General features: G+C 68.3%; 14 protein-coding genes. 8 read left to right on the top strand and 6 right to left on the bottom strand.

Annotated elements, in window-relative coordinates:
- Positions 1–23: 23 nt before the first annotated feature.
- The 4 genes from FSB78_RS09770 (at position 24) to FSB78_RS09755 (ending at position 6,627) form a co-directional block, all read left to right on the top strand.
- Complete coding sequence (locus FSB78_RS09770) at positions 24–3,245, top strand: TonB-dependent receptor (RefSeq protein ID WP_242008166.1); 3,222 nt, start codon at positions 24–26, stop codon at positions 3,243–3,245.
- A 132-nt stretch (positions 3,246–3,377) separates the two neighbouring features.
- Positions 3,378–4,094: a SapC family protein gene (locus FSB78_RS09765; protein ID WP_147082260.1), complete on the top strand. Its 717-nt coding sequence runs from the start codon at positions 3,378–3,380 to the stop codon at positions 4,092–4,094.
- A 5-nt stretch (positions 4,095–4,099) separates the two neighbouring features.
- A complete protein-coding gene (locus FSB78_RS09760; RefSeq protein ID WP_147082258.1) occupies positions 4,100–5,131 on the top strand; it encodes a cupin-like domain-containing protein in 1,032 nt (343 codons plus the stop codon).
- A 14-nt stretch (positions 5,132–5,145) separates the two neighbouring features.
- Positions 5,146–6,627: a tryptophan halogenase family protein gene (locus tag FSB78_RS09755; protein ID WP_147082256.1), complete on the top strand. Its 1,482-nt coding sequence runs from the start codon at positions 5,146–5,148 to the stop codon at positions 6,625–6,627.
- Here FSB78_RS09755 and FSB78_RS09750 read toward each other — a convergent pair.
- The 3 genes from FSB78_RS09750 to FSB78_RS09740 are packed head-to-tail and all read right to left on the bottom strand — an operon-like array spanning position 6,609 to position 9,174.
- Positions 6,609–6,986 (bottom strand): VOC family protein, encoded by a 378-nt coding sequence (locus FSB78_RS09750; RefSeq protein WP_147082254.1) that lies wholly within the window; start codon positions 6,984–6,986, stop codon positions 6,609–6,611. The two genes, FSB78_RS09755 and FSB78_RS09750, sit on opposite strands and share 19 nt — an antisense overlap.
- Complete coding sequence (locus FSB78_RS09745; RefSeq protein WP_147082252.1) at positions 6,968–8,062, bottom strand: SMP-30/gluconolactonase/LRE family protein; 1,095 nt, start codon at positions 8,060–8,062, stop codon at positions 6,968–6,970. Before FSB78_RS09745 ends, FSB78_RS09750 begins: the two co-directional genes overlap by 19 nt.
- A complete protein-coding gene (locus FSB78_RS09740) occupies positions 8,059–9,174 on the bottom strand; it encodes a Gfo/Idh/MocA family protein (RefSeq protein ID WP_147082250.1) in 1,116 nt (371 codons plus the stop codon). The genes FSB78_RS09745 and FSB78_RS09740 overlap by 4 nt, the downstream gene beginning before the upstream one ends.
- 211 nt (positions 9,175–9,385) lie before the next feature.
- Between FSB78_RS09740 and FSB78_RS09735 the strand changes: the two genes are divergently transcribed.
- The 3 genes from FSB78_RS09735 (at position 9,386) to FSB78_RS09725 (ending at position 13,771) form a co-directional block, all read left to right on the top strand.
- On the top strand, positions 9,386–10,438 hold the full coding sequence (locus FSB78_RS09735) for a LacI family DNA-binding transcriptional regulator (protein WP_199743156.1): 1,053 nt from the start codon (positions 9,386–9,388) through the stop codon (positions 10,436–10,438).
- 87 nt (positions 10,439–10,525) lie between these two features.
- Positions 10,526–12,304 (top strand): IlvD/Edd family dehydratase, encoded by a 1,779-nt coding sequence (locus FSB78_RS09730; RefSeq protein ID WP_147082246.1) that lies wholly within the window; start codon positions 10,526–10,528, stop codon positions 12,302–12,304.
- A gap of 45 nt (positions 12,305–12,349) precedes the next feature.
- The gene (locus FSB78_RS09725) at positions 12,350–13,771 is read left to right on the top strand and encodes a sugar porter family MFS transporter (RefSeq protein WP_199743155.1); all 1,422 of its coding nucleotides are present in this window, start codon (positions 12,350–12,352) and stop codon (positions 13,769–13,771) included.
- A 63-nt stretch (positions 13,772–13,834) separates the two neighbouring features.
- Here the strand turns inward: FSB78_RS09725 and FSB78_RS09720 are convergent, their stop codons facing one another.
- Positions 13,835–15,949, bottom strand: coding sequence for a GDSL-type esterase/lipase family protein (locus FSB78_RS09720; RefSeq protein ID WP_147082244.1), 2,115 nt, complete (start codon positions 15,947–15,949; stop codon positions 13,835–13,837).
- Between the two features lie 14 nt (positions 15,950–15,963).
- Positions 15,964–18,027: an alpha-glucuronidase family glycosyl hydrolase gene (locus FSB78_RS09715; protein WP_147082242.1), complete on the bottom strand. Its 2,064-nt coding sequence runs from the start codon at positions 18,025–18,027 to the stop codon at positions 15,964–15,966.
- A 111-nt stretch (positions 18,028–18,138) separates the two neighbouring features.
- Between FSB78_RS09715 and FSB78_RS09710 the strand changes: the two genes are divergently transcribed.
- Positions 18,139–20,538 carry a glycoside hydrolase family 3 N-terminal domain-containing protein gene (locus tag FSB78_RS09710; RefSeq protein ID WP_147082240.1) on the top strand — a complete coding sequence of 800 codons (2,400 nt, stop codon included), beginning with the start codon at positions 18,139–18,141 and terminating at the stop codon, positions 20,536–20,538.
- 39 nt (positions 20,539–20,577) lie between these two features.
- Here the strand turns inward: FSB78_RS09710 and FSB78_RS09705 are convergent, their stop codons facing one another.
- Positions 20,578–21,381 (bottom strand): DUF2189 domain-containing protein, encoded by an 804-nt coding sequence (locus FSB78_RS09705; RefSeq protein WP_147082238.1) that lies wholly within the window; start codon positions 21,379–21,381, stop codon positions 20,578–20,580.
- Between the last annotated feature and the right edge of the window lie 84 nt (positions 21,382–21,465).

Here is a 21,465-nt window from a genome sequence, read left to right as displayed (position 1 = left end):
GCCTGTTTGCGAGGAGGGGTGTTATGAAGGGGTTCACGGGGACGCTCGCGCGTTCGGTCTCGGCCATCGCCATCGTCACGTGTCTGTCCGCGCCAGCGATGGCAGCGGCGCAGGCCGGGCAGGGTGCCGACGCAACACAAGTTCAGCCGACCGCGACGCCGGCATCGGGGACGACGAACGTCGCCGCCGTGCAGGCGACCGCCGCGCAGCCCGGCAGTCAGGATCCGCAGGCCGCGACGCCGGGCGACGGGGACGAGATCGTCGTTACCGGCATCCGCGCCAGCCTTGATCGCGCGATCGACATCAAGCGCAACTCGGCCGGCGTCGTCGACGCGATCTCCGCCGAGGATATCGGCAAGTTCCCCGACACTAACCTCGCTGAATCGCTGCAGCGGATCACCGGCGTGTCGATCAGCCGCGCCAACGGCGAAGGGTCGCAGGTCGCAGTCCGCGGTTTCAGCGGCGGCTTCAACCTCGTCACGCTCAACGGCCGCCAGCTGGCCTCGACCAGCATCGACACCAGCACCGGCAACGCCTTCGCGACCGGCACGGGCCGCTCGTTCGACTTCCAGAACCTGGCGTCCGAAGGCGTCGCCACGCTCGAAGTCTACAAGACCGGCCGCGCCAACATCCCGTCGGGCGGCATCGGTGCGGCGATCAACGTCGTCACCCGCAAGCCGCTCGACGCACGCGAGGACGGCCTGTCGGGCTCGATCGGCGCCAAGGCACTGTACGACAGCTCGGTCGAGAAGGCGGAGGCCGACCTCAAGAAGATCACGCCCGAACTGTCCGGCCTGATCAACTGGAAGAACCCGGACGAGACCTTCGGCGTCAACGTCTTCGGCAGCTATCAGCTGCGCGAATCGGCATCGGCCCAGTCCAATCCGAACTATTGGAACATCGTTCCGGTCGCCGACTTCCTGAACACCGCCGGCGCGTACATCACGCCGGCGACGAGGATCACGAACCGTCCCACGACGCCCTATGTGCAGATCCCGAACGACAGCCGCTACCAGTTCTCGGAGAACCGTCGCGAGCGCATCAACGGCCAGGCCAACATCCAGTTCAAGCCGACCGACCGGCTCGAGATCACGATCGACGGCCTGTATGCGCGCAACAAGCTGAGCGACGAGCGCAGCGAGCAGACAAACTGGTTCCAGCGTCCGTTCAGCGACGTCACGTTCGACGACAACAAGCAGATGCAGACCGCGATCGTCCTCGCCGAAGCGAAGCAGGCGGACAAGGGCTACGAGCAGCAGCGGTTCGCGACCAAGACCGAGCTCTACTCGTTCGGCGGCAACGTGAAGTGGAACTTTACGGATGTTCTGTCGCTGAAACTCGACGCAAACCATTCGAAGTCCACCACCAACCCGGACAATGCGAACGGGACGTCGGCGACCACGATGGCGATCGGTGCGCCGGTGCGCGCGACGCATGCGGTCGATTTCTCGAACGGCTTCCCGCAGCAGTCGGAGACGCTGAACGACTGCAACGCGACCAACGGCGGTCGCGGCGGCAATTGCAACAACATCCTCGACATCGGCGACCTGGGTACGCAGATCGCCCGGCGCATCACCTCCAGGCAGGAATCGAAGGTCAACCAGTTCAATGGCGAACTGGGCTGGGATCTGGGCGACAACAGCCGTTTCGTCGTCGGCACCAACTATGTCGATGCCAAGACGCGCTCGGCGAGTTCCAACACGCAGCAGCTTCTGGGCGACTGGAGCATCACCGACACCGGACTGGTCCAGCAACTCGCGGCCGATCTCGTGAAGACCTATTGCCTGACCTGTAAGTTCGACAAGTACAACCCGAACTCGGCCGGATCTGCGCTCGTCGCGTTCCGCGGGGACGCCGTCGACCTGCTCGACGTGTTCTCGCCATATTACGCGAACGTGCCGGGGCGTGCGGACGTCCTGCAGGGATCGTCGGACGACACGGTCGGTGAGAAGACCGCAGCGGTTTACGGTCAGCTGGCCTGGGGCGGCGAACTCGGCGGACGCCGCGCCAACGCGCTGATCGGGGTTCGCTACGAGAAGACCTGGGTCAAGTCGCTCAGTCTCCAGTCGATCCCGACCGCGCTGGCCTGGCAGTCGGACAACGACTTCACCGTTCTCGGCGGCCCCGCCGGCGGCGCGGTCGTGGTGCGGTCGAAATACGACAATCTGTTGCCGTCGCTCGACTTCAACATCGAAGTGCTCGACAACGTGGTCGCGCGTACGTCGTTCAGCCGGACCCTGGCTCGTGCGGACTATGGCAATCTGTTCGCGTCGGTCACGGCCAACGCGCCGAACCGTCCGACCGCGCTCGGTGCGGCGCCTGCGCCCGCGACTCGGCAGGATCCGGGGCTGTTGCCGCTGGTATCGGACAATTTCGACGTGTCGGTGGAATGGTACTACAAGCCGACGAGCTTCGTCTCGGCGGGCTTCTTCTACAAGAACGTGCGCAACTTCGTCGGTAACCAGGTCACCAACGGCAACCTGTTCGGGCTCCGCGATCCGGGGTCGGGCGCAGCGGGGTCGCGGTCGGGTATCGCGCAGGCCTATCTGCGGAACAACGGGATCACCCAGACCGACCGCAACCTGTTCGCCTATACCGCGCTGCTGCAGCAGAACGGCGGAAACCAGGCGGCGACGACCGCGGCGTTCCGCGCGGCGCTCGATCCCCGGACGGGCGAGGTCAACGATGCGGTCTACAATCCGCTCGCGCTCGCGGTCGATCTCACGGGCGATGCCAACGATCCGCTCGTCAACTTCGCGATCAGTGGTCCGGTCAACAACAAGGAAGGCAAGATCCACGGCTTCGAAGTCGCCTGGACCAACTTCTTCGGTCAGTCCGGCTTCGGCTTCGCGGTGTCGTACACGAAGGTCAACGGCGATGTGAACGTGGATCCCTATGCCGATCCGAACGTCAACATCTTCGCGCTGACCGGGCTTGGCGACAGTGCCAACCTGACCGCGATCTACGACAAGGGCGGCATTTCGGCCCGCGTCTCGTACAACTGGCGCGACAAGTATCTCGCCGCCACGAACCAGGGCGGCAACCGCAACCCGTTGTTCACCGCCGCCTTCGGGACGCTCGATGGCAGCATCAGCTACGACATCACGCAGAACTTCTCGGTATCGCTCGAAGCGGTCAACCTGACGAGCGAACCGTTCCGTCAGTACGCCCGCACCGAGACGAACCTGGTCTATGTTCAGGAGCTCAAGCCGCGCTTCTATCTCGGCGCGCGCTACCGCTTCTGATGCAGGCGGGCGTGGACTTCGGTCCACGCCCGGCAGTCCCCGAACCTGGCCGCCGCGCATCGTGCGGCGGCCTTTTTCTTGGCCGGTCGCTACCGCGCTGATAAACCTGACGCACCAACAGGACCCGAGCGGATGACCCCCGTACAGATCAACAACATCGACCACGCCGGCCTGCGGGTCAGCGCGCGGGCAGGCGCCGCGTTCGGCGACGCCGCCAACCAGGCACTGGTATTCCCGGCCGAGTTCGAGGCCGTGCAACGCGAGTTCCCGATCGTCTTCCGCCGCCGCGACGAGGGGCTGCAGGCCTATGCGTTGCTGGGGCTGGACCGCGACGAGAACCTGTTCCTGTCCGGCGCGTACTGGACGAGCCGCTATGTGCCCGCCAGTCACCAGCGCGGGCCCTTCTCGATCGGTATGGTGCGCTCCGCCGCCGACGACGATGGCGAGCCTATGCTGCACGTCGATTTCGACGACCCGCGCGTCGACGACGAGTCCGGGCTGCCGCTGTTCCTCGAACATGGCGGCAACACGCCGTATCTCGACCATGTCACCGGCGTCCTGCGCCTGTTGTACGAAGGGATGCAGACGGCGCCCGCGGTCTATGCCGCGCTCGACGACGCCGGATTGCTCACCACGGTGACGCTCACCGTCGATGTCAGCGAGGAGAGCCGGTACACCATCCCCGACGTGCTGGTCGTCGATACCGAGCGGCTGGCCGCCCTGACCGGCGACACGCTCGAACGGTTGCATCGCTCCGGCGTGCTGCCGCTCGCGATCCTCGCTGCCGCCTCGCTCGGCAACATCCAGGAACTGATTGCCCGCAAGCAGATGCTCGCGGACGCCGGCTGACCGCGATGGTGGCCATCGCCCGGCGGACGCGCGTGATCGAGGGGGCGGACGCGCGCACCTTGCCGATCGCGGCGCTGATCGCGGAAGGACGCCCGGCGATCCTCCGCGGCATCGCGCGCGACGTGCCGCTGGTCGCGGCCGGCCGTGACGGCGCGGACGCGGCGGTCGCCTGGCTCAAGCAGTTCGACGGCGGCCGGCCCGTCACCGCCTATCGCGGCGACCCTGCGATCGGAGGCCGGTTCGGCTACACCGAGGATTGCACCGCGCTCAACTTCACGCGCGAGCGCGGGTCGCTGTCGGCCTATCTCGACCAGATCCTCGCCACGCGGGACGATCCCGCCGCGCCCGCCATCTATATCGGCTCGACCGACATCGACCAGTATCTGCCGGGGCTCCGCGCGCAGGCAGTGCTGCCGTTCGGCGATCCCGACCTGGTCGACCATCCGCCGCTCGTCAGCATCTGGATCGGCAACCGGACCACCGCGTCGGCGCATTACGACATGTCGAACAACATCGCGGTCACGCTGGTCGGGCGGCGGCGCTTCACGCTGTTTCCGCCCGACCAGGTCGCCAATCTCTACCCCGGGCCGCTCGATCCCACGCCCGCCGGACAGGTCGTGTCGATGGTGAACTTCGACGCGCCCGATTTCGACCGCCATCCGCGCTTCGCCGATGCACTGGCGTCGGCCGAGGTCGCGGAGATGGAGCCGGGCGACGCACTCATCTACCCCGCTTTGTGGTGGCATCAGGTCGAGGCGCTCGATCCGTTCAACGCGATGATCAACTATTGGTGGAACACGTCGCCGTCCTTCATGGACACGCCGCAGAACACGATGCTCCACGCGCTGCTCAGCCTGCGCGACCGGCCGGATCACGAGAAGCAGGCTTGGCGCGCGCTGTTCGACTATTACGTGTTCGGCGCGCCCGACCAGGCCGCGGCGCATCTGCCCGAAGCCGCGCGCGGCGACCTCGCGCCGATGGACCCGCAGCGCGCGCGCATGCTGCGCGCCAATCTGCTGCGTCGATTCAATCGCTGATCCCTGGGGGACACATGGCCGAGACTTTGGTGAAACGCGTGGTGATCGCCGGCGGCGGGACGGCGGGCTGGCTCGCCGCCGCGGTATTGTCGCGGCAACTGGGCATGATCCTCGACATCACCCTGGTGGAGTCCGAGGAGATCGGCACGATCGGCGTCGGCGAGGCGACGATCCCGACGATGCGCGCGTTCCAGGGGCTGCTGGGCATCGACGAGCGCGAGTTCATGCGCGCGACCAAGGCGAGCTTCAAGCTGGGCATCGCGTTCGAGGGCTGGACGCGGCCCGGCGATCGCTACGTCCATTCGTTCGGGACCGTCGGCAAGTCGACCTGGATGGGCGATTTCCAGCATTTCTGGCTGGCGGCGAAAGCGCGCGGCGATGCCGGCGACATCGGCGACTATTGCTACGAACTGCAGGCCGCGGAAGCAGGCCGGTTCGCGATCGACGAACGGTCGCAGCTCAATTATGCCTATCATCTCGATGCCGGCCTTTACGCCCGGTTCCTCAGAGCGCGCGCCGAAGCCGACGGGCTCAAGCGGGTCGAGGGCAGGATCGCCCAGGTCGATCAGGATCCCGACAACGGACATATTCGCGCGCTGGTGCTGGAGTCGGGCGAACGGATCGAGGGCGACCTGTTCATCGACTGCACCGGCTTCGCCGCGCTGCTGATCGGCAAGACGCTCGACGTCAGCTATGAGGATTGGGGCCATTGGCTGCCGACCGACAGCGCGTTCGCGGTGCAGACCGCGGCGGTCGAGCCGGCGCGTCCCTATACGCGCGCGATCGCGCATGGGGCGGGGTGGCGGTGGCAGATTCCGCTGCAGCACCGCGTCGGCAACGGCCTGATCTATGCGAGCGCGCATCTGTCGGACGACGCGGCACGCGCGCGGTTGCTGGACGCGGTCGAGGGCGAGGTGCTGATCGAACCCCGGAAAATCCGCTATCGCACCGGGCGGCGGCTGCGCGTCTGGGACAAGAACTGCATCGCGCTCAGCCTGGCCAGCGGGTTCGTCGAGCCGCTCGAATCCACCACGTTGCACCTGATCATGACCGGGCTGACGCGGCTGATGCAGCAATTCCCGTCCGAGGGGATCAGCCCGGCGGTGGTGAATCGCTACAACGACCAGTCGCGCCGCGAACTGGAGGCGGTGCGCGACTTCATCGTGCTGCATTACCACCTCAACCACCGCGACGAGCCGTTCTGGCGCGAGCGCCGCGCGATGGCGATTCCCGACACGCTTCGTGCGCGGATCGCGTTGTTCGAGGACGCCGCGCAGACCTATCAGGGTGCGGACGACCTGTTCCGGACCGACTCCTGGCTGCAGGTCCTGTTGGGGCAGGGGGTACAGCCCCGCGCGCACCATCCGATGGCGTGGATCATGCCGCGCGATCAACTCGCCACCGCGCTGCGCGACATCAAACGCAACATCGCCGCAGCCGTCTCGCAGCTACCGCAGCACCAGGCGTTTCTCGACCGTTATTGCGCGCCAGCCTGATCGGTGGCCTGATCGGGCTCCCACAGTTCGATCGGGTTACCCTCGGGATCGTGGATGCGCGCAAAACGGCCGACGCCGGGCATGTTCCACTCGGGGTCGGTGGCGACGTCGATACCGGCCGAACGAAGCGCGGCGCACAGGCCGTCCAGGTCATCGACCCGCAGGTTGAGCATCCAGCGCCGGTCGGCGGGGAAATAGTCGGTGTCGGCCGCGAACGGCGCGAACACGCTGGGACCGGCCTGCGTGTCCCAGGATCCATAGGGGTCGGACCCGACGCCGAGATGCGCGACATACCAGGCGCGCAGCGCGTCCGGATCGGTTGCGCGAAAGAAGAAGCCCCCTATTCCCGTGACGCCCATGCGCGTTTCCTCCTGGTCTGGCGGGATCGATCGTCCGTATTCAGCGAAAGCACACCGCGCGTGCGCGTCTGCACGCAGGCGAGCATGTGGTGTGAGGTCATGAACAATGTTGCGCCGTGCGGACCACCAAAGCAACAATTGGCGATCGTCTGCCCGGTCGCGATGATCCCGAGCAGGCGACCTTCGGGGGTCAGCACGTGAACGCCCCCGGGGCCTGCCACGAATAGGCGGCCGGCACGATCGATCGCCATGCCGTCCGGCAGGCCGGATCCGCCGGCTGCCTGCTGTGCGCGCATATCGCTGAACAGGCGGGGCTTGCCGACCGCACCGCGCGCGTCGAGCGGATAAGCGAGCAGTTCGGGGCGCGTCTCGTCCGACAGCGCGAGGTACAAGGTGCGTTCGTCCGGCGACAACGCGACTCCATTAGGGCGGCGATGCGTGCCGTCCAGCAGCGCCAGCGTGCCGTCGGGATCGAGCCGGTAGAGCCCCTGGAAATCGAGTTCGCGTAAGGGCGAATGGTCCTGGTCCTTCAGGCCGTAAGGCGGGTCCGTGAAATAGATCGTGCCGTTGCGCGCGACGGTTACGGTGTTGGGGCTGTTGAACCGCTTGCCCTGGTAGCGATCGACTAGGATCGCTTTCCGCCGCGTATCGAGGTCGACGCGCGCGATCGCCCGGTTGCCGCTGTCGGCCATGACCAGCCGCCCCGCCGGATCGATCGCGAGTGCGTTCGCGCCGGCTTCGTTGAACGCGGCGGGGATCGGACCTTCCAGTCCGGAAGGGCGCATGAAGACGTCCAACCCCTCCTTCGCGCGCCACCGCCAGATCGTGTTGCCGGGCACGTCGCTGAACAACAGCCAGGCCTTGCGACGCACCCAGACCGGACCCTCGGCCCAACGATAGCCTTCGCCGAGCACCTCGACCGGCGCGGAGGGATCGATGATCGCGTCGAGCGCGGGATCGAGCCGCTGGATGCTTCCGACCCGACGCCGCGCGGGCAGCGCGCCGTGTGCGGCGGCGGCGAGGGGCAGCGCGGCGGCGGCGGTGAGGATCTGTCGGCGCGAGAGGGGGGCGGTCATGCAGCGTCCAGCGTCACGGTGCGACCTTCGCGCGCGGCGCGGTAGATCGCCTCGATCACCCGCATGTCGGCCAGCCCCTCCTCGCCGGGTACGATCGGCGTGCGGCCAGTCTTCACGCATTCGGACAGGTGGTCGAGCTGCCCGACAAACTGGTTCGGCCCCGTCGATGCCAGCACGCGTGGGGTCGTCTGGCCGTCCTTGCGGATCATCATCCGCTGGCCTTCATAGGGGGTCGCCGGCTCCATGTCGATGTAGCCCTTGGTGCCGATCACGCGGTAGCCATTGTGGTTCGAGCTGTAGCTCGACACGCAGTTCGCGATGACCCCCGACGGGAAGCGCAGCATGAAGTCGATGCGGTCCTCGACCGTGCGAAACCGCGGATCGGTGCGGTCGGTCGACTCGATCGCGCTGACCTGTACCGGTTCCTCGCCCGCCAGGTAGCGCGCGGCGTTGAGGCTGTAGATGCCGATATCCATCAGCGATCCGCCACCCGAAAGCGGCCGGTCGAGTCGCCACTGGCCGGGCTTCGCGTCGAAGCCGTGTTCGGCGGTGATGATCCGCGTCGGCCCGACATGGCCGCTGCGCGCCAGTTCGATCGCGAGCCGGTTGTACGGCTCGAACCGCGAACGATAGCCGATCATCAGCAGCCGCTTCGCCTTGCGGCACGCGCCGATCATCGTCCGCGCCTCGGCGACGCTGGTCGCCATCGGCTTCTCGCACATCACGTGCTTGCCGGCCTGTGCGGCGCGAACGACATATTCGGCGTGGAGGCTGTTGGGCAGCACGACATAGACGATGTCGATCTCGGGATTGTCGCGGATCGTGTCGAAACTGGCGTAGCTGTAGCGGTTGCGCGCCGGGATGCCGTATTCCGCGCCGTAGCGTGCAAGCTTCTCGGGCGTGCCGCTGACGAGCGCGACGAGGCGCGAATGCTTGCAGTTCGCGAATTGCGGCATGATCTGGCGGGTCGCGTAGCTGCCGAGGCCAACGATCGCATAGCCCAGTTTTCGCGCGGGATCCGCCTGCGCCGAGGCGGTGCCGGTTTTGAGCGCTACCAGCCCGGCGCCCATGCCGATCAGCATCTCGCGGCGGTTCGTGTCCTCGATACCCATGCGTATCCCCTCCCTGTATCGCCGGCTTCGACCGGTCGGTGCGAACGATAGCGCTATCGCGGCTCGACGGAACCCCTTTATTGCGAGTGGCGCGACGCGGCGGAATCGGCCCGGATCGGTACGATGACCCGGGCTACGCATTCTCCGGGACTTGCCGACGGGATCGGTTGCGCTAACGTCTGCCGATATGAATGCATCTACGACTTCTGCCATGAAGACATCGCGCCGCGCCGGCAGCGCGCCGACCATCAGCGACGTCGCACGGCTCGCCGGCGTCTCGCCAATGACCGTCTCGCGCGTGATCAACGGCGAGAGCAACGTCCGCCCCGCGACCCGCGAACTGGTCAACACCGCGATCTCGACGCTCAGCTACGCGCCGAACTCCGCCGCGCGCAGCCTGGCGGGGGCCGGCCAGATCCGGATCGGCCTGCTCTACAGCAATCCCAGCGCCGGCTTCCTCAGCGAGTTCCTGCTCGGCAGCCTCGACCAGGCGGCGCGCAGCGACGTGCAGATCGTCGTCGAGAAATGCGAACTCGGCGAGCACGAGATCGAGGTCACGAAGCATCTGATTGCCGGCGGGATCGACGGCATCGTCCTGCCGCCGCCGCTCTGCGAGGCCAAGGCGGTGCTCGACCTGCTGGAGGCGGCCGACATTCCCACCGTCTCCGTGGCAAGCGCGCTGCCGTCCGAGGACATTCTGGCCATCCGCATCGACGACCGCGAGGCAGCGCTGACGATGACGCGGCACATCATGGCGCTGGGGCATCGCCGGATCGGGTTCATCACCGGCAACCCCAATCTGTCTGCCAGCGCGCGACGCCTGGAAGGCTATGCCGCGGCGTTGCAGGAGGCGGGGATGGCGGTCGACGACGCCCTGATCGCGCACGGTCTGTACACCTATCGGTCGGGCCTTGATGCTGCCGAGCAGTTGCTGGCGTTGTCCGATCCGCCATCGGCGATCTTCTCGTCGAACGATGACATGGCGGCCGCGACCGTCGCGGTGGCGCACCGGCACGGGCTCGACGTGCCCGGCGACCTGACCGTGTGCGGGTTCGACGACACCACGCTGTCGACCGCGATCTGGCCCGAACTGACGACGATCCACCAGCCGATCGCCGACATGTCACGCGCGGCCGTCGAGATGCTGGTGCTGGCGATCCGCCGGTCCAAGGGCAGCGAACTCGCCGAACGGCATCGCCTGCTCGATTTCACGCTGATCCGCCGCCAGTCCGACGCGGCCCCGAGGCGTCGCCCCGCCGCCTGACGCGCTTGACGCGGCCAATTATGATGGTAGCGATAACACATAAAGCGCGGGCCGTTCGTCGCCATGAGCCCGCCAGGAGAGTTTCGCGTGCAGCGTCAACCGGTCCGTCCCTTCCGCTCCCGCGACTGGTTCGCCGACCCGGCGCGGTCGGACATGACCGCGCTCTATCTCGAACGCTTCATGAACTATGGACTGACGCCCGCCGAGCTGCGTTCGGGGCGACCGATCATCGGCATCGCGCAGACCGGCAGCGACCTGTCCCCGTGCAACCGCATCCATCTCGACCTCGCGCGGCGCGTCCGTGACGGTATCCGCGATGCGGGCGGGATCGCGATGGAGTTTCCGGTCCACCCGATCTTCGAGAATTGCCGCCGCCCGACCGCCGCGCTCGACCGCAACCTGGCCTATCTGGGACTGGTCGAGACGCTGTACGGCTATCCGATCGACGCCGTCGTTTTGACCACGGGGTGCGACAAGACGACGCCGTCGGGGATCATGGCGGCCTCGACGGTCGACATCCCCGCGATCGTGCTGTCGGGCGGGCCGATGCTCGACGGCTGGCACGACGGCGAGCTGGTCGGGTCGGGTACGGTGATCTGGCGCTCGCGGCGCAAGCTGGCGGCAGGCGAGATCGACGAGGAGGAATTCCTGCAACGCGCGACCGACAGCGCGCCGTCGGCGGGGCATTGCAACACGATGGGTACCGCGTCGACGATGAACGCGGTGGCCGAGACGCTCGGTCTGTCGCTGCCGGGCTGTGCCGCGATTCCCGCCCCGTACCGCGAGCGCGGCCAGTTCGCGTACGAGACCGGCCGCCGTATCGTCGACATGGCGTATGAGGACCTGCGCCCGTCGAGGATCCTCAGCCGCGAAAGCTTCCTCAACGCGATCCGCGTCGTCACCGCGATCGGCGGGTCGTCGAACGCACAGCCGCATATCCACGCGATGGCGAAGCATGCGGGGATCGAGATCACCGCGGCGGACTGGTCCGATGTGGGCTATGACCTGCCGCTGCTGGTCGACGTGCAGCCCGCCGGCCGCTTCCTCGGCGAACGCTTCCACCGTGCCGGCGGCGTGCCCGCGGTGCTGAGCGAGCTGCTCGGCGCGGGCAAGCTCGATGGCGACTGCCTGACGGTGACCGGACGGACGCTTGCCGAGAACATCACCGGTCGCGTTGCCACCGACCGCGAGGTGATCCGCGCGTTCGACACGCCGCTGAAGGAGCAGGCCGGGTTCCTGGTGCTGTCGGGCAACCTGTTCGATGTCGCGATCATGAAGACCAGCGTGATCTCGCCCGCCTTCCGCGACCGCTATCTCCAGCATCCCGGCGCCGAGAACGTGTTCGAGGCACGCGCGATCGTGTTCGAGGGATCGGACGATTACCACCACCGCATCAACGACCCCGCGCTCGATATCGACGAGGGCTGCATCCTGGTCATCCGCGGCGCGGGCCCGATCGGCTGGCCGGGTTCGGCCGAGGTCGTCAACATGCAGCCGCCCGATCACCTGATCCAGCGCGGCATCATGACCCTGCCGACGCTCGGCGACGGGCGGCAGTCGGGGACGTCGGACAGCCCGTCGATCCTCAACGCCAGTCCCGAGAGCGCGGTCGGCGGCGGCCTGTCTTGGCTGCGCACCGGCGACGTCATCCGCATCGACCTGACCGCGGGCCGCTGCGACGCGCTGGTCGATGCGGACGAGATCGCGCGGCGGCGCGACGGCCCGCCGCCGCCGGTCCCGGCGAGCAATACGCCGTGGGAAGAGCTGTACCGGGAGAAGACCGGGCAGCTTGCCGACGGCGCGGTGCTCGATTTCGCGGTGAAGTATCGTGGAATCGCGGCTAAGACGCCGCGGCACAATCACTAATTCTACCGTGGCAATACGCCGGAACACCGGCAGGGGAGAGGGACAATGACGGACACACGGGCTATGGAGGGCGGGGCGGTAAACCACGGCTTCATCGCGGCGATCGTCGTGGTGGCGACGATCGGCGGATTCATGTTCGGCTATGATTCGGGCGTGATCAACGGCACGCAGAAGGGGCTGGAGGCCGCGTTCGGCCTCGGCCGGCTCGGTATCGGCGTCAATGTCGGCGCGATCCTGGTCGGATCGGCAGTGGGCGCGTTCACCGCGGGACGGCTGGCCGACGCGATCGGCCGCCGCAACGTGATGATGATCGCGGCAGGGCTGTTCCTGTTCAGCGCCTTGCTGGCCGGCGCGGCGACGGGCTCGGCGATCTTCATCTTCGCGCGCATCATCGGCGGCCTGGGCGTCGGCGCGGCGAGCGTGATCTCGCCGGTCTACATCTCGGAAGTCACCCCGGCGTCGATCCGCGGGCGACTGTCGAGCGTGCAGCAGGTGATGATCATCTCCGGCCTGACCGGTGCGTTCGTCGCGAACTTCGCGCTGGCACGCTACGCGGGCGGCTCGACTGCCGATTTCTGGCTGGGCTATCCGGCCTGGCGCTGGATGTTCTGGCTGCAGGCGATCCCGGCGGCGATCTATTTCCTTGCGCTGCTGACGATCCCGGAAAGCCCGCGCTTCCTGGTCGCCAAGGGCCGCGACGAAGACGCCCGCACGGTGCTCGCGCGGCTGTTCGGGTCGGCCGAGGCGGACCGGAAGGTCGTCGAGATTCGCAATTCGCTCGACGCCGATCACCACAAGCCGAAGCTCAGCGACCTGGTCGACAAGACCACCGGCAAGATCCGTCCGATCCTGTGGGCGGGCATCGGCCTGGCGATCTTCCAGCAGCTCGTCGGCATCAACGTCGTGTTCTATTACGGCGCGGTGCTGTGGGAAGCGGTCGGCTTCACCGAGGACAACGCGCTGCAGATCAACATCCTGTCGGGCGTGCTGTCGATCGCGGCGTGCCTGTTCACGATCGCGACCGTCGACAAGATCGGCCGCAAGCCGCTGCTGCTCGTCGGGTCGGCGGGCATGGCGGTGACGCTGGCGGTGGTCGCCTATGCCTTCTCGACCGCGGTGACGGGTGCAGGCGACGCGGTGTCGCTGCCGGGCCATAACGGCCTGATCGCGCTGGTCGCGGCCAATCTGTACGTCATCTTCTTCAACGCCAGCTGGGGCCCGGTGATGTGGGTGATGCTGGGCGAGATGTTCCCGAACCAGATCCGCGGGTCGGGCCTCGCGGTCGCGGGCTTCGCGCAGTGGATCGCCAACGCGGCGATCTCGGTCAGCTTCCCCGCGCTGGCGGTGTCGCCGGGTCTGGCGGTCACCTATGCGGGCTATGCGTTCTTCGCGCTGCTATCGTTCTTCTTCGTGAAGGCGCTGGTCAACGAGACCGCGGGCCGCGAGCTGGAGGACATGGCGGGCTGATCGTCGATCACCTGTCGCCGACGAAAGGGGCGCCGCGGAACCTCCGCGGCGCCCCTTTCTCGTTCAGGCGCAGGATGTGGGGAGGGGGCCGGCCGCCGGCGGGAGCGTCGGCGGGCCGCTCAACGACGGCGTCGGGCCGGGCAGGGAAAGATCCACCGCTGCAGTATAATAGGGATCGGCCTCCGCCTCCTGCAGCGTCACGAACCGGAACCCCATCGTCCGGTACAGGTCGAGCAGGCGCGGCATCATGCGCGCGTCGAACGACCCGACATGCATGAGCAGCACATAGGGCACGTCGCGGCCGAGTTGCGCCTTGGCACGCGCCTGCGACGCGAGCGCTGCGGAGCGGGCGTCCGCGAGGAAGCGCGTCTCGAGCTGCGTGATCGCTGCGGTATCGCGCTTTGCGGCACAGGCGGCGTAGGGCGCGTTCCACTTGAAGTCGTCGAAGCTCATCGTGACCGCGGCGACGCGGTATCCGCCCGCCTTCAACGAGGCGCGCGCCGCGTCGCGTACCAGCGGCGTGCCGCCCTCCGACAGGAAGGGATAGCGGAACCAGTGCCAGTCGGTGCCCTTCGCCACGGTTGCGAGCGGGGCTTCGTTGCGCGCGACGTCGGCGGCGAACGCGGCGGCCCCTACAGTGGCGAGGTTGCCGTGCGAATAGCTGTGGTTGCCGAGCGGCAGTCCCGCGGCACGCCAGGCCGCGATCGCCTTCGCGGAGTCTGCGGGCGTGTCGAGGCCGAAGCCGGCGTTCAGGAACCCGAAGGCGGGGGCCCTGGCGGCGGCGAGGGCGGTGGTGATGCTTCGGATCACGTCCGTCCGCGACTGACCGGGCGCGAGCGGCCCGTGTGCCGGGATGTCGTCGAAGGTCAGCGCGATCGCCGGCCGCGGATCCGCCGCGGGCAGGACCGGCACCGGCGCGAGTGCACCGATCACGGGGCGCGTCGCTCCGCCGAACAGCGATAGCGGCACCGCGCTGCCCATCACGCGATAGCCCGCTTCGGACGGATGGAGATGATCGCCCGAATCATAGGCGGGCGACAATCGGTCGGGGTGCGCCGGGTCGCGCATCACGCGGTCGAAATCGACCACCGCGTCGAACGTGCCGGAGGTGCGGATGAACGCGTTGATCGCCTGGCGGTCGGCTTCGGTCTCGGCGCCGGGATGGTAATAGGTGTTGCCGCCGAAGGGCATCACCGTGCCGCCGATCACCTTGATGCCGTGTGCGTGCGCCCGCGCGACGACCTGCGTGTAGCCCGCCTTGATCTGCGCGACGATCGCGGCGTGCTGTGCGGGCGTGGCGGGCGCCTCGCGCGTGAGGACGCCCAGGTCGTTGACGCCTTCGAGCAGGATCGCCCAGCGCACGCCGCTGCGCGCGATCACGTCGCGGTCGAACCGTGCGAGCAGGTTGGGGCCGAGCCCGTCGAGCAGCATGCGGTTGCCGCCGATCCCGGCGTTGACGACGCCGATCGCGCGCGTCGCCGTGGAGGCGCGCAGGCGGGCGGCGAGGACGTCGGGCCAGCGCGTGTTGCGCTCAGGCTTCACGCCATAGCCGTCGGTGATCGAATCGCCGATCGCGACGACGGTCCCGGCGTTGGCGCTACCGGCGACCTCGATATCGGCGAGCGCGTACCAATGGGTCGTCGGCGTGGCGCCGGCGAGGTCGGGGTCGGCGACGTGCTCGCCCGCCAGCGTGAAGCTGGTCGCGCGTGATCCGGGATGGCCGGTCTGCGGCGCGGCGGCGTCGGGCAGGTACAGGCTGACCGCGAGGTCGGCGCCGGCTTCGGCGCCGAACGCGACCGGATCCGAATAGATCTCCGCCCCGGCCGGGATCACCGCGTCGGCGCGCCCCGCAAAGGTCAGCCGCACGCCGCGATCGATCCGCGGTGTGCCGAGCGCCGCGGCATGCGCGACATGGCCGGCGCCGATCGCCAGCGGCCGCGTACCGAACGCGTTCGACAGGCGGATGCGCATGCGCGTGCCGCCCGCCGACAGCCGCACGACCTGCCGCAGCGTGATCGCAGCGGCGCGGTCGGCGGGCAGCGCGTTGTCCCCCTCGACGACCATCTGCGACGATCCCCAGCTGCCGATCCAGTGCGGCGCACGTCCTGCGTCGCGCGCATCGGCGCTCGCAACCGTCAGTACGGTCAGCGCCAGAGCGCCGGACAGCCATTTGGTCATCGGTCTGCCCTTCGTCATTGCGGGTTGCCCGGCGCGTGCGGGAAGCGTTGCGCCTCGTACCAGGCGAGATCATGGGCGGGCGCAGCGGCCCCCGCCGGCAGAGTCAGCCCGTTGACCGACATCCAATAGGCCAGGCTCGCATCGCGCCACCAACGCGCCTCGCGCTCCTGCACCGCGAGGTAGGTCGCGGTCTTCTGCCAGCGTTCGTCGTCGACTTGGCTGCGCAGCGCGTCCCAGTCGCGGCGCATCCCCGCAACATAGCCGATCCCGGCGTCGTAGTGATGGACGAGCTCGGCCCACAAGGTTCGGCCCGACGCCATCGGTCGCGTCCAGGGGACGTGGTGGAACCACAGCAGGTCGCGCTCGGGCGTGGTCGCCGGGTCCGCCAGCATGCGTGCGACCGGCGGCGCATATTGCGCGACGGCGTTGCTGCCGCTCGCGGTACGATCGAAGCCGATCCCGGCCTTGTCGGCCTTGTGGTAATAGACCGGGTTCCATTCGGGGCGCTTGAGGTCGGCGACCCACGGGCCGGGGCCGTAGTGATGGCCGGTGGCCATGACGTGCGCGAGGCCGAGCGGGGTCATGTAGTCGACCACCGCCTCGCGCGAGCCCATCATCATCTTTACGACCGGCTCGACCAGCGCGGGCGAGAAGGTCATCGCCGCCCACTCACGCGCGACCGCGTCCGATCCTAGCGTCGGATCCCAGGCCATGCGGCCGAACGCGAACCAGTTCGCCTGGTTGAAGGTGGAGCCCGCCCAGTCGCGGTCGCGGCCGATATTCGCGACGCCGGCGATTCCCGCCACCTGCCTGGCGACCGTCGATCCCGGCCCCTTCGCCATCGTGTCGGCCTCGAGCGTCTCGGCAAACAGGGGTCCGAGATAGGCGAGGTGCGTCGCGAAGCCGAGATATTCCTTGGTGATCTGGAATTCGATCATCAGCGGGGTCTTCGGCATCGCGCCGAACAGCGGGTGGAACGGCTCGCGCGGCTGGAAGTCGATCGCGCCGTTCTTGACCTGGACGATGACGTTGTCGGCGAACTTACCGTCGAGCGGCTTGAACTCGGTATAAGCCTGTTTCGCGCGGTCCTCGGGGTCGGTCTCGGCATAGACGAAGGCGCGCCACATCACGATACCGCCATGCGGGCGGACCGCGGCGGCGAGCATGTTGGCGCCGTCGGCATGGCTGCGGTGATAGTCTCGCGGTCCCGGCTGGCCCTCGCTGTTCGCCTTGACCAGGAAGCCGCCGAAATCGGGGATCGCGCGGTAGATCTCGTCCGACTTGGCCTTCCACCATGCCGCGACCGCGGGGTCGAGCGGATCGGCGGTCTTGAGGCCGCCGATCTCGATCGGGGCGGAGAAGCGCGCCGACAGATAGACCTTGATCCCGTAGGGCCGGAACACGTCCGCGAGCGCCGCCGCCTTGGCGATGTACGGCGCGGTCAGGCTGTCGGCCTTCGCGTTGACGTTGTTGAGGACGGTCCCGTTGATCCCGATCGACGCGTTGGCGCGCGCATAATCGACGTAGCGCGGGTCGCGGAAGTCGGGGAGCGTCCACCAGTCCCACAGCGACTGCCCGGCATAGCCGCGCTCGACCACGCCATCGAGATTGTCCCAGTGGTTGAGCACGCGCAGTTTCACGAGGGGGGTGGAAGTCAGGTCGATGCGATCGGGGCGGCCGCCGGTCTGCAGATGGCGCAGCAGCGCGAAGCTGCCGTACAGCACGCCGCGATCGGTGTTCGCGGTGACCAGCGTGACCGCGCGACCCCTCAGCGTGACGCTGCGGATCAGGTAGCCCTCGTCGCCGAGCGATGCGACCGGCAGGCGGAGTGCGGCGACGCCGGGATCGGCAGCCTTGGCGAGCATGATCGCGGACGTGTGCATGCCGGTCAGCCCCCGTCGCAGCTCGGCGGCCGCGATGCGTAGCGTCGGCGACTTGCCACGGGTCTCGATCCCGGTCACGGCCGGGCCGGCTGCCGGGTAGCGCATCCACAGGTCGTAGCCGTCTTCGGCATGCGCCGGGGCGCCTCCGAGGATTGTCGCGAGCATCGCGAGTCCCAGGCCGAGTGTCCGTCTCATCATCGTCTCCTGCGGCGGGTTCGCATTGACACTGCGGCCCTTTGTCCAACATGGTATCGCTATCACGACGACGGCATCGACAGCAATGCCGCGCTTACGCTGGAGATACGGATGCCGGGCAAGTCACATGATCGTAGCGCAGCGACGCGGCGCGACCTGCTTCGCTGGCTGGGGACGGCATCCGTCGCGGCGCTGACGCCGGGCGTGGTGCACGCCGCGACCCCCCGCGCGATCTACCGCGACCCGAGCGCGCCGGTCGACCTGCGGGTCCGCGACCTGATGGCGCGGATGACGCTGGAGGAAAAGGTCGCGCAGACCATCGCGCTTTGGGCGACCAAGGCCGAGGTGATGGTCACCGGCGGGATCGCGTTCGACCCCATCAAGGCGAGCGCGGCCTATCCTGCCGGGTTCGGGCAGGTGACGCGGCCGTCGGACATGCGCGGCGGACCCTCGGTCGACGCGGTCGCGGGCGGCACCGGCGCGCGGTTCCGCGGCTCGGCGGGGACGATCGCGTTCGTCAACGCGGTACAGCGCTGGGCGCGCGACGAGACCCGGCTCGGCATCCCGGTGATCTTCCACGAGGAATCGCTGCACGGCTACATGGCGCCCGACGCGACGATGTTCCCGCAGGCGATCGGGATGGCGGGCAGCTTCGACCGCGACCTGATGCGGCGCGCACAGAGCGTGATCGGCCGCGAGGTCCGCGCGCATGGCAGCCATCTCGCGCTCTCCCCAGTCGTCGACATCGCGCGCGATCCGCGCTGGGGCCGGATCGAGGAGACGTTCGGCGAGGACCCCTATCTGTGCGGCGAGATGGGCGTCGCGGCGGTCGAGGGGCTGCAGGGCGACAGCGGCACGCTGCAGCCGGGGAAAGTGTTCGCGACGCTGAAGCACATGACCGGCCACGGCCAGCCCCAGGCGGGCAACAATATCGGACCGGCACCGATCGGCGAGCGCGAACTGCGCGAGAGCTTCTTCCCGCCGTTCCGCGCCGTCGTCACGCGGACCGGGATCGGCGCGGTGATGCCGTCGTACAACGAGATCGACGGCGTGCCGAGCCACGCCAACCACTGGCTGCTCGGCGAGGTGCTGCGCGGCGAATGGGGGTTCAAGGGCGCGGTCGTCAGCGATTATGGCGCGGTCGAGGAACTCGACACGATCCATCACGTCGCGCGCGACCTGAACGACGCTGCGCGGATGGCGCTGAAGGCGGGCGTCGACAGCGTGCTGCCTGACGGCATCGCCTATCGCACGCTGCCCGCGCAGGTTCGCGCCGGAACGGTGCCGCTCGCCGCGGTCGACACTGCATGCGCACGGATCCTCGCGCTCAAGTTCCGCGCCGGCCTGTTCGAACAGCCGATGGTCGATGCCCGCGCCGCCGAGCGGCTGACCGGCAATGCCGAGGCGCGCGCACTCGCGCTCGACGCGGCGCGCAAGTCCCTGTGCCTGCTGACCAACGACGGCACGCTGCCGCTGACCGCGAAGGGCCGGATCGCCGTGATCGGGCCCAATGCCGCGATCGCGCGGCTGGGCGGCTATTCGGCACCGCCGCGCCAGACCGTGTCGCTGCTCGACGGCGTGCGCGCGCTGGTCGGCAACGCGGCGCAGATCGTCCATGCGCAGGGCGTCTTCATCACCCAGAGCGAGGACCGCTCGGCCGATGCGGTGCTGCTCGCGGATCCGGCGCGCAACCGCGCGCTGATCGCCGAGGCGGTCGAGGTCGCGCGCAGCGCCGACACCATTATCCTGGCGATCGGCGACACCGAGCAGACCAGCCGCGAGGGTTTTGCCAAGGCGCATCTCGGCGACCGCACCACGCTCGACCTGCTCGGCGAGCAGAACGCGCTGTTCGACGCCTTGAAGGCGCTGGGCAAGCCGGTCGTCGTCGCGGCGATCAACGGCCGCCCGCCGAGCTGGCCGAACGTCGTCGCGCACGCCAACGCGATCCTCGAATGCTGGTATCCGGGGCAGGAAGGCGGCACCGCCATGGCGGAGGCGCTGTTCGGGCGGATCAACCCCGGCGCGAAGCTGCCCCTCACGGTGGTGCGCGAGGTCGGGCAGGTGCCGTTCTACTATAACCGCAAGCCATCGACGCAGCGCGGTTACCTGTTCTCCGAGGTCACGCCGTTGTTCCCGTTCGGGCACGGACTCAGCTACACGAAGTTCGAGATCGGGACGCCGCGCCTGTCCGCGCCCAGCATCGGTCGGGCGGGATCGGTCACGGTCGAGGTCGACGTCGCCAATGTCGGCACGCGCGCCGGCGACGAGGTCGTCCAGCTCTACGTCCACGACCTGGTCGCGTCGGTGGCGCGGCCGGTGATGGAATTGAAGGGGTTCGAGCGCGTCACGCTGGCGCCCGGCGAACGGCGGACGGTGCGGTTCACGCTCGGCCCCGACGCCTTCGCGCTGTGGGACATCGACATGCGCGAGGTCGTCGAGCCCGGCCGCTTCCACATCGAGGCCGGGCCCGATTCCGCCACCCTCAAGACCGCGATCCTCGACATCGTCTGACGGGTCGCGGTGTGAGTGGCAGGCGGGCAGGGTGCGGGGTCAGTCCCGCACCACCAGCCGCGTGTAGAGATGCCAGGTCGCATAGCCGAGCCAGGGCAGAACGACCGCAAGCCCGATCGCAAGCGGGATCAGCCCGAGCAGCAGCAGCGCCGCGACGCGCAGACCCCAGCCGAACACCTCGCGCGGATTCTTCTGCGCGGCGGCGAGCGAGGTGCGGATCGCGAGCCCGGCATCGACCGGCTGGTCGACCACCATCGGGAACGACGCGAGCGCGAACACTAGGGTCGCGATCGCGAACGGCAGCCCGGCCAGGTTGCCGAGCAGGATCAACGCCCAGCCCTGCTCCGTGGTGAACAGCCGACCGAACACGTCGCCGAGGCGCAACGGCGCGTCTGCCCCGAACGTCACGTCATAGACCGCATAGGCGGCGACCAGCCAGCCGATCATCAGCACCGCGAGCCCGGCGGTCAGCAAGGCGAGCGGCAGGCGGCTGCGACCGTTGAGCGGATCGAGGAAATGCCACCAGCTCGAATCGCGACCCTCCTCGCGCCGGCGTGCGAGCTCGTAGAACCCCGATGCGGCGGCGGGGCCGAGGATCGAGAGCCCGGCGACGAGCGGAAAGAACAACGGCAGCAACGGATCGTTGAACGTGACGACGGCGGCGACCAGGCAGATGATCGGATAGAGCAGGCCGATGACGATCAAGTCGCCGCGCTTCTCGAGGAAATCCTTCCACCCCTCCGCCAGCGCCCAGCTCAGGTCGCTGGTGCCGATCCGCCGTATTTCGGGGATCGCGCGGATTTGGGTCGCGGATAGGGATGCGTGTTCCGGAAGCGTTGCCATGATCTGCTCTCCTATGGGGTCGTGCTCGGTTCCTTGCTGAGTCGTTTCAGTCTGTGGTCTGTACCATATACGCCTTGCGCGCGG

Source organism: Sphingomonas ginsenosidivorax (genome assembly GCF_007995065.1).
Lineage (GTDB): Bacteria > Pseudomonadota > Alphaproteobacteria > Sphingomonadales > Sphingomonadaceae > Sphingomonas > Sphingomonas ginsenosidivorax.
This window is presented reverse-complemented; position numbering and strand designations above follow the sequence as displayed.

Excerpts from the sequence above, each read along its gene's own strand:
- FSB78_RS09720 (WP_147082244.1), bottom strand. The coding sequence starts at position 15,949 with ATGACCAAATGGCTGTCCGGCGCTCTGGCGCTGACCGTACTGACGGTT.
- FSB78_RS09770 (WP_242008166.1), top strand. The coding sequence starts at position 24 with ATGAAGGGGTTCACGGGGACGCTCGCGCGTTCGGTCTCGGCCATCGCC.
- FSB78_RS09725 (WP_199743155.1), top strand. The coding sequence starts at position 12,350 with ATGACGGACACACGGGCTATGGAGGGCGGGGCGGTAAACCACGGCTTC.
- FSB78_RS09715 (WP_147082242.1), bottom strand. The coding sequence starts at position 18,027 with ATGAGACGGACACTCGGCCTGGGACTCGCGATGCTCGCGACAATCCTC.
- FSB78_RS09760 (WP_147082258.1), top strand. The coding sequence starts at position 4,100 with ATGGTGGCCATCGCCCGGCGGACGCGCGTGATCGAGGGGGCGGACGCG.
- FSB78_RS09740 (WP_147082250.1), bottom strand. The coding sequence starts at position 9,174 with ATGGGTATCGAGGACACGAACCGCCGCGAGATGCTGATCGGCATGGGC.
- FSB78_RS09750 (WP_147082254.1), bottom strand. The coding sequence starts at position 6,986 with ATGGGCGTCACGGGAATAGGGGGCTTCTTCTTTCGCGCAACCGATCCG.
- FSB78_RS09765 (WP_147082260.1), top strand. The coding sequence starts at position 3,378 with ATGACCCCCGTACAGATCAACAACATCGACCACGCCGGCCTGCGGGTC.
- FSB78_RS09755 (WP_147082256.1), top strand. The coding sequence starts at position 5,146 with ATGGCCGAGACTTTGGTGAAACGCGTGGTGATCGCCGGCGGCGGGACG.
- FSB78_RS09710 (WP_147082240.1), top strand. The coding sequence starts at position 18,139 with ATGCCGGGCAAGTCACATGATCGTAGCGCAGCGACGCGGCGCGACCTG.
- FSB78_RS09735 (WP_199743156.1), top strand. The coding sequence starts at position 9,386 with ATGAAGACATCGCGCCGCGCCGGCAGCGCGCCGACCATCAGCGACGTC.
- FSB78_RS09745 (WP_147082252.1), bottom strand. The coding sequence starts at position 8,062 with ATGACCGCCCCCCTCTCGCGCCGACAGATCCTCACCGCCGCCGCCGCG.
- FSB78_RS09705 (WP_147082238.1), bottom strand. The coding sequence starts at position 21,381 with ATGGCAACGCTTCCGGAACACGCATCCCTATCCGCGACCCAAATCCGC.